Origin of the sequence: Serratia sp. N21D137, from assembly GCF_047530005.1 — a bacterium.
Taxonomy (GTDB): Bacteria; Pseudomonadota; Gammaproteobacteria; order Enterobacterales; family Enterobacteriaceae; genus Chania; species Chania fonticola_B.
This window is the reverse complement of record NZ_JBLJAJ010000053.1, coordinates 1-12,008: the sequence shown is the minus strand read 5'-3', so window position 1 is coordinate 12,008 and position 12,008 is coordinate 1. Positions and strand designations below refer to the sequence as shown.

Below are 12,008 nucleotides of genomic sequence, written 5' to 3'. Positions count from 1 at the left end.
ACACATACTCAACACACGAGGGAGAAAATCTCTGGGCTATCGCTCCCCCAATGAGGTATTTTTAACACACTTACAGGCGGCATAAGCCCCCTGGGTTTTGTTGCGTTTCGAGTGGGAATGGGGCTGGTGAATTGGTGCAAATCCTACCGGAACTGACGACTGACGGTCTGCCGCTCAATCTGGTGTGGCCTATTGGGCGGCAACTGCAGCCAAAAGTGGATGCCATGCTGGAGCTGCTTGCTGCCGAATTGCGGATCGACTAGCAATGCCAAGCCCTTCACGTTCACCACGCCGTTGTGAATTGCCTGTTTCCTTGCATGCGAATAAACAGCATTCCACCAGCGAACATAGTCACAATCTGCGAGGCCACCAGCACCGAAAAGCCAGATGAGACGGTGCCAAACGACATCATCACCAGCCCCATCAGTAAGGGAATAAATGCCGAAAAGATATTCCCCACGCCGTTGATCAGCCCATAGGCAGAGCCGACGCTTTCTGCTTTGGCATGGTGTTGGATCAGGGTGGGAATTGCCGCACCTTGCGCCCCCCAACAAGCGTTAGCCGATAGCAGGAACACGGCCAGCCAACTACTTTGTGAGCTCAGCATCACGCCTAGCATACAGATAGCCGTTGCTGCCCCGCCAAAGGCAAAAATCAATGGCATCTGCTGTGGCCGAACGCGATCCAGGATCACCCCGCCAAGATACTTGGAGAAGATACTGATAATAAAGGGTAGTGATGCTAGCCAACCCATTTGCTTGATGGAAAAGCCACGCTCATTGGTCAGGTAAGCGGGCAGCCAGGAACTGGAACCCCAAAGATAACTGAGCGTAGCTATCTCAACCAGCATGATCCAGCCGAGCATGGGCGTTTTCCAAGCCAGAATGAAGGTTTGGCAGACACGTTGCATCATGGGTTCACTGCTGCGCTGCACCACTCCGGTTGTTCTAGGATGGATAAACACACGCACCAAAAGCAAGCCGACCAGGAGATTGATTAACGCCAGAACGTGAAAAGAAAGGGCCCAACCGAGATGACTCATCAGGAAAGTCACCAGCGGAAAACCAATCACCAAACCTAAAGACACGCCTAATGCAGAGACCGCATTGGGCTTTCCCCGCTCATTGGCGGCGAAATGGTCACTGATGTACATGGTTTTCAGCGAGAAAAGTGGCCCTTCACTGACACCGAGGAAGGCCCGCACCAACAGTAAAATGATGAACGATCCGACCAACGGAGAAGCCGCGGTAAAGAGCGCCCAGAGAACCACACTGAGGGTCAAACCTTTACGATAACCGAATAGCGTTTCCAGAAACGGCGTTAACAACATGGCTGAAAGGCCATAACCTAGCAGAAAGGCGGTCATCAATGTGCCTTGATAGGCGCGATTGTCTACCAGGCCAAAGTGATTGAGAAACTCGGGGTTAACCAGCATGACGGAGATATTTACCCGGTCAGCATAGGCGATCACGATGAGGAGCAATGTCGCGATGACTCCCCACCAGCGTTGTTGTCTCATGCCCTGCTCCTTGAAGAAATGTGTCAACCAAATATCCGGTAACGCCGCTTGCTCGTTAACCGTCCCCACAATTTACCGCCGAATTGATTGTTTCAATATTGTTAACATATTGTTGTGCGTATATCTACACTACAGCGGCAAGAGAGGAATGGGAGCACATCGGCCCATCGGTAAGCGATGAGCCTGCCAGGGGTTACTGACACAACGCCACAATCTCTTTATATAACGTCAGCGTTAATGTCACACCGAACTGCTCACTGTGCTGACGCGCCTTAAAACGGCGCTCCCCAGGAATACGGGATCCTTGCTCTGCCATATCATTAAAAAGCCCTTCCGCTCTGGCGAAATGCTCTTCCTTCTCCGCCCCCAGAAAACGCTCAGGATCCATGGCAATGATCAGCTCTCCGCCATAAGGTGAAGAGCCTGTCGATTGGTCGTAAGCTAACGATTCTTTACTGGTCATATCACCAATCAACGGCCCGGCAATCAGCTCCACCATCGCTGCCAATGCTGAGCCCTTATGGCCACCAAACGTCAACATTGCGCCTTGCAGTACGCTGGCGGCATCAGTGGACGGTTTGCCGTGACTATCGATTCCCCAACCTTCTGGCAGCGGTTTATTCGCTCGGCGATGCAGCTCAATCTCACCGCGTGCAGCTGCGCTGGTCGCCATATCAAACACAAACGGGGCTTGTCCCTGGCGTGGCCAACCAAAGGCGATCGGGTTGGTACCAAACAAGGGCTGGCTCCCCCCGGCCGGCGTTACCCAAGCATGGCTTGGGGTGCAAGCCAACGCTACTAATCCCTGCTCGGTAAGCGGCTCGATATCCGTCCACAGCGCAGAGAAGTGGACGCAATGATTGATCGCCAGTGCGGCAATACCACAGTGACGAACTTTGGTGATAAAGGCAGGCAGCGCCGCTTGATAGGCCACCAACGAGAACGCACCCTGCGCGTCTACGCGTAAAATCGCCGGAGCGCTGTCGGTGAACGTCGGTTCGGCATCAGCCATCACTTTGCCGGCATGCAGCGACCGGACACAGCCCAGTACACGATACAAACCATGGGAATGGCAGCCATCGCGTTCACCGGCGGTGACGTTCTTTGCCACCGCATCGGCATGCTTGGTGCTGAAACCATTACTGTGCAAGGCTCGATACGCCAGTTGATAGGCCTCTGACAACGTAAGATTGACGGAGTTGGTCATTGTTGTTTCCTCCTTTAGCATTACTCTTCCTCGTCCCCGACAAAATTTGCCTGAGGTAAACAGGTGTAAGCTCCCCAGTAATAAATCAGCAGCGCGATGGCCGCTACCAGCAGGGTGTCCCATGGGTGGCCAATAGCATTGATGCCGCCAAAACTGCCGAGATAGGAAGCCACGATGATCAAGGCGTAGAAAGCGATCAGCCACAGCGAGGACCAAATCTGCTGCTTCAGGCTGACGGCGTGAGTCGGCACTTTGTTTTTAAACAGAATATAGACAAAGAACATCAGAATTTGCAGGCCAAGCAGCCAGGAGACGGTGTTCCAGCCTGACCAGTAAACGATCAATGCCGAAATGATGAATGACACCGGTCCTAACACGCTAAATCCCCAGACAAAGAACGGCCGCGGCAAATTCGGTGCATTGCGGCGTAGCCCGGCGGCGGTAACCGGGGCAATGGCATAGCTAAGTACCAGTGCGGCGGAGACCACTCCGATCAGCTTTTCCCAGGAAGGGAACGGCAACGTCCAGAAGATAGCCAGCCCGAAAGTCAGCCAAAGTGCAGGACGCGGGATCCCCGACTCACCATCGACGCGGGTAAAAATTTTGAAGAAAGTCCCTGCCCGCGCCCAACCATACACAACTCGCGGCGTGGCATTCATATAGATATTGCCCGTGCCGCTCGGTGAAACGATCGCGTCACTCACCACCAGAAAAGCCAACCACCCCATCCCCAGCGTAACGGCAATATCGCGGTACGGCAGCGAAAAGTGCTTGCTGATATCCTGCCAGCCACCGCTCAGCATTTCGCTTGGAATACTGCCGAGGAAAGCCAGTTGCAGCAGCACATAGATAATGGTGGAAAGCACCACCGACAGGATCAGCGCGATCGGGATGGTACGCTGCGGCTTTTGGACTTCGCTGGCCACCGAAATAATTGGCGTCAGCCCCAGATAGGCGAAGATGATCCCACCGGCGGAAATCGCCGCTTCCACCCCGGCGGAACCAAAGGGCGCAAAGCCTTGGCTGTGCAGGTTTTCAGGCTTGAAGAAGGTGAACAGTACCACGATCACCAGCACCGGCACGATGAACTTGAGTATGCTGATCAGGTTGTTGGATTTGGCAAACGTCTTCACGCTGTAGTAATTCAGCGTAAAGAACAGACACAGCAAGATAAATTGCGTCAGCCAACCGATCAACGTGGGATCGCCCGAGCCTGGCTGGCTGAGCGCTGGGAACCAGGCTGCTGCATATTGTCGGGCGGTGACGACTTCAATAGAGATCAGGCTGGAGAAAGCAATCAGTGTGATGAACCCCAACAGATAACCCATCAGCTCCCCGTGGGAAAACACCGGGTAACGAATGATGCCACCGGCACGGGGAAGCGCGGCACCCAGCTCGCAATAAACAATGCCCAGCAGCAGTACAGCGAGCCCGCCGATCAGCCACGAATAGATCCCCGCAGGGCCCGCGATGGCAGCAACATGGCTGGCGGCGAACAGCCAGCCGGAACCAAAAATCGCGCCCAGGCCGATAAACGTCAGATCGGTTAACGTCAGCTGCTTTTTAAATTTTCCCTGTATGGTCATAGCATTACCTTTCGAATTATTTCATTGCCGCAGGTGAATGGAGGGCTGCGCGGGTGTATTCACCGTTGACTAGGCGCAACAGGTTCAGAGGATTGCTGTCTTGCAGCGCGGGGGGCAATAACGCTGCCGGGTAGTTTTGCAGGCAGACCGGGCGCAAAAACCGCTCGATAGCCAGCGTACCAACCGATGTGCCACGGGGATCGCTGGTCGCCGGATACGGGCCGCCGTGCACCATGGCTTCGCAGACTTCCACGCCGGTCGGATAACCGTTAAACAGGACACGCCCCGCTTTGTGGATTAGTAATTGCGCTAATTCACTCGCCTCACCAAGATCTTCCTGTTCAGCCAGTAGCGTGGCGGTGAGTTGCCCTTGCAGGTTTTCCAGTGCGGCAAGCAGTTCCGCCCGGTCCGCGACTTCAACCACGATCGCCACGGGGCCAAAGACCTCCTCCTGCAACAGCGGATCGGCGTTAAGTAACAAGCCACTGTCTGCCTGATAGAGATGGGCTACCGCCAGATGGGGGTGTTCTGCCCTGCTTCCGGCCAGATGCCGTAGCTGAGGATGTTGATCCCATCTCTGCAAGCCACTCAGATAATGATCCCGCGTACCGGCATTCAGCATGGTTTGTGGCGGGCAGGCATTAACCTGAGTTTGTAAATCGGCGATCAACTGGCTGAAGGCGGGGCTGCGCTGGCCGATAATCAGCCCCGGCTTGGTGCAGAATTGGCCGCAACCGAGCGTGAAAGAGGCAACCAACTCTTGCGCAATTTTTTCACCACGCTGAGCCAATGCCTGTGGCAAGACCACCACCGGGTTGATGCTCGACATTTCGGCAAACACCGGGATGGGGTGTGGACGTTGCATCGCCAAATCAAATAATGCCCGGCCACCTTGCAACGAGCCGGTGAACCCTACCGCCTGGATCGCAGGATGTTGCACCAAATCGGCACCGATGCTGCTGCCGAACACCATATTGAAGACACCGGCAGGCATCTGCTGTTTTTGCACCGCACGTTCAATAGCCTGCGCGGTCAATTCCGCCGTGATCATATGGCCACTATGTGCCTTGAACACCACCGGGCAACCGGCGGCCAGCGCGGCAGCGGTATCACCCCCGGCGGTAGAGAACGCCAGCGGGAAATTACTGGCACCAAACACCGCCACAGGACCGATGGCGACGCGATACTGGCGTAAATCAGGCCTTGGCAGCGGTGTACGCTCTGGTAATGCGCAATCAATTCTCGCCCCGTGCACGCGGCCGCTGCGTAGCAGTTCGGCAAACAGTCGCATCTGCCCGCTGGTTCTAGCGCGCTCACCAATCAGACGAGGGATAGGCAGCGCGGTCTCTTGTGTGGCAAAGGCAAAAAACTCCTCCCCTAACGCGTCCAATTCATCGGCTATGGCGGCGAAAAAATCTGCTCGCTGCTCGGCGCTGGTTTGGCTATAGGCGCTAAAGGCTCGGGCAGCGGCCTGCGCTGCGGCATCAACCTCTGCAATGCTGGCCTGATGGAAGCGATAACCTGTTGGCTGATTATTATCGGCCCGCAGGCTGATGAGTTCGGCGTTACCGCTAGCTATCCGCTGCCCGCCAATAAACTGTTTGCCGCTAAGGGCGTATGTGTTGTGAGTTGGCATTGGTTTCCCCTGTTCGATTACCTGTTATTGCCCGGCTAAATGCCGGGCCTCCATGAGAGATCACAGGCCGACATCTGGCAGCGTCGGACGGTTGGACAGAGCGGTTTTGATAATCGTCGTCACCTCTTGCAGCGTTTCTCCCTGCAGTGCCAAACGCGGTGGGCGGGTCACCGCGCTGCCACGGCCGACCAGTTCTTCACAGAGCTTGATGCACTGCACCAGGTCTGGACGGGCATCCAGATGCAGCAACGGCATAAACCAGCTATACAGGGCCAGTGCTTCTTCGAAACGCTTTTGCTTCGCCAGACGGAACAAGGTTTCCCCTTCGCGTGGGAATGCGTTGGACATGCCGGATATCCACCCTTCTGCTCCTACGGCGAGGCTTTCCAGGACCACGTCGTCCAACCCGGCGAACAGCACGAAACGATCGCCAACCGCATTGCGTAAATCGATAAAGCGGCGGGTATCGCCAGAAGAGTCTTTGAAACAGACGATGTTGTCGCAGTCGACTAACGTAGTGAGAATGTCAGGTGTGACATCGTTTTTATAAATCGGCGGGTTGTTGTAGACCATGATCGGCAGATCGGTGGCGGTGGCCACGCTGCGGAAGTGTGCTGCAGTTTCGTGCGGTTTGGATGAATAAACCAGCGCAGGCATCACCATCACGCCGTCGATACCGGCTTTTTCCGCTTCGCGCGCCATATTCTGTGCAAAGGCGGTGGTGAATTCGGCAATCCCGGCGATCACCGGTATTTTGCCTTGTGCGGCGTCTTTCGCCACCTCGATCACCGCCAGTTTCTCCTGCATCGTCAGCGAGGTGTTTTCACCCACGGTGCCGCAGACGACCAGGCCAGAGACACCGTCTTTGACCAGGTTTTTGATCACCGCATGGGTAGCATCAAGATCCAGAGAAAAATCGCTGCGAAATTGCGTACTGACTGCCGGAAATACCCCACTCCAGTTAATCGCTTTATTGCTCATCGTATGGGTCCCTTTTGCTTGAAATGTTAATTGCCGGTTAATTTATGGTGAAATTCAATAACAGATTGACCGGTATTCTCGGCAGCGGCTTGACGGTTTTCACCGAATGCGAGGACGAAATTGGCATAATGAGGGGGAATTGCGCGCAGCGAAGCCTGTGACGCAGTTGCATCATAAAATTCATAATTTCAGCTAATTAGGGAACTAATGTGGCCCGAAAATCGCGGGGGCTAGCACCGGTCATGGCCTTGAACTGGCGGCTGAAAGCGCTGTGATCGGTATAACCGCATTGCAAAGCGATCTCGGTAATTGGCATATCGCCGGCCAGCAGTTCTGTGGCTTTCTCTAACCGGACTTTGTGGATCATCTGGCGAGGTGTCAGGTGGAAAATACGTTTACAGTAGCGCTCGATTTGCGCCACGGAAAGGCCGGTCAGCGCCCTCAACTCTTCCATCGCGATCGGCCTGCCGTAATGCTGACGGATATAAACATCCAGCGCCGCCAATCGCTGATAGGCCGGGTGGTTAGCCTTTGCTTCCTGCAAATCATGTGAGATCCCGGCCATACCGATAATCTTGCCCTGCTGGTCATACAGTGCCAGCTTTTGCGTCAGGCACCAGCCCGTTTCACGGCCGCTGTATAGGTGCATTTCAAGCTGATCCTGGATCTGCACTCCTTGGTGTAACACCCGCAGATCTTGCTCGGTATAACCTGAACCCAACTGGGTTGGGAAAACGTCTGCCGAGGTTTTACCCAACAGCGGCGTCACCGTTTTAAAACCACAGCGTTTGGCCAAGGTGAGATTGGCCAACAGATAGCGGGCCTGCGCATCCTTGATAAAAAACACCACATTGGGAATGGCATTAAGCAGCGGCGCAATCAATGCCAGCGAGTTCAATACGCTATGTAACGAATGGGGACGCTGTTGCACCAACCCATCACAGAACTGGGTGAGGTGTTCGACAGCAAAGCACTCTTGTGGTTGCTGCTCAACAATGCAAGGAGTGAGCGGAGGAGCCTGAAAGCTTGAGGTTAATCGCATAGCAATACCCTTTTCAGCAAGTGGTCATAATTGGCTATTTTTAACTCACCTGGATCAGTATTAACTTTTCTGTAACTTATCAAGCGCGTTGTTTCCAATATGCGGATCACCGCAAACTTTTGGCAGGTTTCAGGCTATCTAATCAAATTTTGGCGCTGAAAAATAATTAATATTCTGATAAATAGATACTTTTTATTACCCTCTGAATGATGGGTTCGCTCAGGCAATTTAGCACTGTGCTGATTTCGGCATGGCCTTTGCCGAAACAGGTCAAGCCGCAAGGGTAGCTTTCGGTCAGTCTTAGGTGGTTAGTAACAATTAATTAACCTTGAGAGGCTCCGATGATACCTGCATCCCCCTTCATCACCTTACGAGCGATCGATTCCCATACCGGCGGTGAACCCACCCGGCTGATTATCGACGGTTTTCCCGACCTGGGCAGTGGCAGCATGGCCGAGCGAAAGGCGCTTTTCGCACAACGCTATGATGACTGGCGCAGCGCCATCATTCTGGAACCCCGGGGCAACGATGTCTTGGTGGGAGCGTTACTGTGCTCGCCCTGCTCACCGCAAGCCGCGGCCGGGGTGATATTTTTCAATAATGCCGGATATCTGGGCATGTGCGGCCACGGCACGATTGGATTAATCACTTCCCTGGCTTACCTGGGGCGCATTAGCGCTGGCGAACATCTGATCGAAACCCCTGTTGGGACGGTGAACGCCACGCTACACGCCGATGGCAGCGTAACCATTGAGAATGTCCCCGCCTATCGTTACCGCCAGCAGGTAGCCGTGACCGTTGACGGCTATGGCGAGGTAGCCGGCGATATCGCCTGGGGGGGCAACTGGTTCTTTCTCATCAGCGATCATCATTTGGCGATCGACACCCACAATCTGGAAGCGCTAACGGCCTTTAGCTGGGCGGTACGGCAGGCGCTCGAAAACGCGGGGATCTACGGTGAAGACGGAGGGATCATCGATCATATTGAGCTTTTTGCCGCCGATCAACGTGCCGATAGCCGCAATTTCGTGTTGTGCCCAGGCAAGGCCTACGATCGCTCGCCGTGCGGCACAGGGACCAGCGCCAAACTCGCCTGCCTGGCGGCAGACGGTAAATTACAGCCAGGTGAAGTATGGCGGCAGGCCAGCGTGATCGGCAGTGAATTCAGCGGATATTACCAGCCTGGTGAAGGCAACCGCGTGACGCCGTTTATTCGCGGGGAGGCTTTTATCTGCGCCGATAGCCAACTGTTGCTGGATGAGCGTGACGCTTTCGCCTGGGGGATACGTTAATGGCAACCGCCGATGTGATTGTCATTGGCGCAGGCATTATCGGTGCTGCCTGCGCGTGGCAGTTAGCACAACAAGGGTTACGAGTGTTACTGATTGACGATCGCCGCCCTGGCGCCACCGCTGCGGGCATGGGCCATTTGGTTTGCATGGATGACAACCCCGCAGAGCTGGCGCTGAGTGCCTACTCCCTACATTTGTGGCGCAGCGTGCTGGACCGTATGCCGGATAACTGTGCCTGGCGCGGCTGCGGTACGCTGTGGTTGGCGGAAAAACCGCAAGAAATGGCGATTGCCGAAGTGAAGCAGCAGCGGATGGCAGCACTTGGGGTCAACAGTGAACTCATGGACTCACAACAAGTCGCACAGCTTGAACCTATGTTGCGTAGCGGCTTGGCCGGAGGATTGCGCGTGCCGGGGGATGGCATTATTTATGCCCCTAATGCTGCGCGCTGGTTGGTTGAAGATGCGGGGGATGCAGTACGGCGGGTTTACGGTGAAGTGGTCGCGTTGGAACAACAGGCGGTGATACTGGCCAACGGGGAGCGACTGAGCGCACCGGTGATAGCGTTAGCCTGCGGATTACACGCCGACAAGCTGTTGCCAGCCCCGCTGCTCAGAGCGAAAAAAGGCCAACTGGCGATCACCGATCGATACCCGCAACGGGTTAGGCACCAATTGGTTGAGTTGGGCTATGGGGCTAGTGCGCATGCCTCTGATGGGACCTCGGTGGCCTTTAACGTTCATGCTCGCCCAACCGGCCAACTGCTGATCGGTTCCTCACGCCAGTTTGATTCGCTCGATCCGGCAATCGACATGCCGTTGCTCGCCACCATGCTCAAGCGTGCCGCAGAGTTCCTGCCCGCATTGGCAACCATGAGCCTCATCCGCTGCTGGGCGGGGGTTCGGGCAGCATCGGCGGATGGTTTACCCCTGTTAGGACCCCACCCGGCTTATCCATGGCTGTGGTTGGCTCTGGGCCATGAAGGGCTGGGCGTCACCACGGCAATGGGCAGCGCCGCCTTGATCGTCGCACAAATCCAACAGCAGCGCACAGCAATAGATGACTCCCCTTATCGAGCCGCGCGAATGTTCACTTCAAACGAGGCCCACCAATGAAACTGATCACCTTAACCATTGCCGGGCAACCTTATCAGGTACAGGAAGGTATCACCGTGGCCGCCGCACTCAGCTTAAGTGGACAAGATCATTGCCGGATCTCCGTCAGCCAGCAGCCACGCGCGCCCTTTTGTGGCATGGGCGTGTGCCAGGAATGCCGAGTGATCATCAATGGCGTACAGCAGTTGGCCTGCCAAACCTTGTGCCAACCCGAGATGAGTATCGAAAGGAACGGAGAGAAATGAACAACCTGCAATGCGAAGTGTTGATTATTGGTGCTGGCCCTGCCGGATTGGCAGCAGCGCTGGCCGTAGGCGAAAGCCGGCAACGCATAGTCATGCTTGATGATAACCCTCGGCCTGGTGGGCAAATCTGGCGTGATGGGCCAGCGGTCACCTTACCCGCGATCGCCCTACGCTATCGGCAAGCCGTTGAGGCGTTGGATAACGTCACCCTGCTCAGTGCGACAAAAGTCGTGGCGCAAAGCGGACCACAGCAACTCCTGTATGAAAATGCCCAGGGTTGCGGGACGATCGACTATCAGCGCTTAATCTTATGCTGCGGTGCACGCGAGCTGTTACTGCCCTTCCCTGGCTGGACGCTGCCGGGCGTGACAGGGGCTGGCGGTTTACAGGCACAGATCAAAAATGGCTTATCGCTGCAAGGCGAACGGATCGTCATTGCTGGCAGCGGACCGTTGCTACTCGCGGTTGCCGATAGCGTCACCAAAGCGGGTGGTAAGGTCATACTGCTGGCCGAACAAGCCCCGATGAAACGCCTGGCGAGATTCGCCAGCGGGTTGTGGCATTGGCCAGTGAAAGTACGGCAGTCATTCCGCTTGATTCACCGCCGCTATCGTCCCAATAGCTACGTAGTGGAAGCGCTAGGCGAGCAGCGGCTGACCGCAGTTCGCGTCCAACAAGGGGAGCAGGTTCGTACGATCGCCTGCGATCGACTTGCCTGTGGATTCGGGCTGGTGGCGAATATCGAATTAGCCATGCTATTGGGGTGCAGAATAAAGAATGCGGCCATTGCCGTTGATGCATTGCAACAAACCAGCGTGGCCAACCTGTATGCTGCGGGTGAATGTACCGGTGTGGGGGGAAGTGAACTGGCTTTGGCGGAAGGTGCGATTGCCGGGTATGCCGCCAGCGGTAATAGCGTACGTGCTCAGGCATTGTTGGCAAAACGTAGCGTATGGCAGCGTTTTGCCGCTGCAGTCAGTCAAACGTTTGTACTAAATCCAACGCTGAAAACCCTCGGCGCTGCCGACACCTTTCTGTGCCGCTGTGAGGATGTAGCGCTGGGGGAGATTGATGCCAAAACGGGTTGGGGAGCTACCAAACTGCATAGCCGCTGCGGTATGGGTGCTTGCCAGGGGAAAATTTGCGCCACGGCGGCCCGACATCTGTTTGACTGGCCCCTACCGCAACCAAGAGTGCCTTTGACCCCGGCACGGCTTGAGACACTGGCTTTACTGGCCCCTCACCCCAACCCTCTCCCTGTACAGACCGGGGACAGGGTAGACAGGTGTTCAAGGACATGGTGAACACTTTTTAACATCCTTTACCCATGATGATCGACCTATTTCTCAGGTCGATCATCCCCACTTTCGTGCTGTACCACCATA

Annotated in this window: 11 protein-coding genes; 5 read left to right on the top strand and 6 right to left on the bottom strand. The window is 55.4% G+C overall.

Going from position 1 to position 12,008, the window contains the following annotated elements:
* Window positions 1-134 precede the first annotated feature (134 nt).
* Complete coding sequence (locus tag ACMV5H_RS24140) at window positions 135-263, top strand: hypothetical protein (RefSeq protein ID WP_414822638.1); 129 nt, start codon at window positions 135-137, stop codon at window positions 261-263.
* Window positions 264-283: 20 nt separating this feature from the next.
* Here the strand turns inward: ACMV5H_RS24140 and ACMV5H_RS24135 are convergent, their stop codons facing one another.
* From ACMV5H_RS24135 to ACMV5H_RS24110, 6 genes are all read right to left on the bottom strand, one after another.
* Window positions 284-1,519: an MFS transporter gene (locus tag ACMV5H_RS24135; RefSeq protein ID WP_115158513.1), complete on the bottom strand. Its 1,236-nt coding sequence runs from the start codon at window positions 1,517-1,519 to the stop codon at window positions 284-286.
* A 193-nt stretch (window positions 1,520-1,712) separates the two neighbouring features.
* On the bottom strand, window positions 1,713-2,726 hold the full coding sequence (locus ACMV5H_RS24130) for an Ldh family oxidoreductase (protein WP_115158514.1): 1,014 nt from the start codon (window positions 2,724-2,726) through the stop codon (window positions 1,713-1,715).
* Between the two features lie 20 nt (window positions 2,727-2,746).
* A complete protein-coding gene (locus tag ACMV5H_RS24125) occupies window positions 2,747-4,312 on the bottom strand; it encodes an APC family permease (RefSeq protein ID WP_414822637.1) in 1,566 nt (521 codons plus the stop codon).
* 16 nt (window positions 4,313-4,328) lie between these two features.
* Window positions 4,329-5,948 carry an aldehyde dehydrogenase (NADP(+)) gene (locus tag ACMV5H_RS24120; RefSeq protein ID WP_414822636.1) on the bottom strand — a complete coding sequence of 540 codons (1,620 nt, stop codon included), beginning with the start codon at window positions 5,946-5,948 and terminating at the stop codon, window positions 4,329-4,331.
* Between the two features lie 60 nt (window positions 5,949-6,008).
* Complete coding sequence (locus tag ACMV5H_RS24115; RefSeq protein WP_115158516.1) at window positions 6,009-6,929, bottom strand: dihydrodipicolinate synthase family protein; 921 nt, start codon at window positions 6,927-6,929, stop codon at window positions 6,009-6,011.
* Window positions 6,930-7,125: 196 nt separating this feature from the next.
* Window positions 7,126-7,971 (bottom strand): AraC family transcriptional regulator, encoded by an 846-nt coding sequence (locus tag ACMV5H_RS24110; RefSeq protein ID WP_115158517.1) that lies wholly within the window; start codon window positions 7,969-7,971, stop codon window positions 7,126-7,128.
* 341 nt (window positions 7,972-8,312) lie between these two features.
* Here ACMV5H_RS24110 and ACMV5H_RS24105 point away from each other — a divergent pair, with 341 nt between their 5' ends.
* The 4 genes from ACMV5H_RS24105 to ACMV5H_RS24090 are packed head-to-tail and all read left to right on the top strand — an operon-like array spanning window position 8,313 to window position 11,927.
* Window positions 8,313-9,263: a 4-hydroxyproline epimerase gene (locus ACMV5H_RS24105; RefSeq protein ID WP_021806387.1), complete on the top strand. Its 951-nt coding sequence runs from the start codon at window positions 8,313-8,315 to the stop codon at window positions 9,261-9,263.
* On the top strand, window positions 9,263-10,378 hold the full coding sequence (locus ACMV5H_RS24100; RefSeq protein ID WP_414822635.1) for an NAD(P)/FAD-dependent oxidoreductase: 1,116 nt from the start codon (window positions 9,263-9,265) through the stop codon (window positions 10,376-10,378). Before ACMV5H_RS24105 ends, ACMV5H_RS24100 begins: the two co-directional genes overlap by 1 nt.
* Window positions 10,375-10,623 (top strand): (2Fe-2S)-binding protein, encoded by a 249-nt coding sequence (locus ACMV5H_RS24095; protein ID WP_021806389.1) that lies wholly within the window; start codon window positions 10,375-10,377, stop codon window positions 10,621-10,623. Before ACMV5H_RS24100 ends, ACMV5H_RS24095 begins: the two co-directional genes overlap by 4 nt.
* Entirely contained in the window at window positions 10,620-11,927 is a 1,308-nt protein-coding gene (locus ACMV5H_RS24090; protein ID WP_414822634.1) for an FAD-dependent oxidoreductase, read from the top strand. The genes ACMV5H_RS24095 and ACMV5H_RS24090 overlap by 4 nt, the downstream gene beginning before the upstream one ends.
* Window positions 11,928-12,008: the final 81 nt, after the last annotated feature.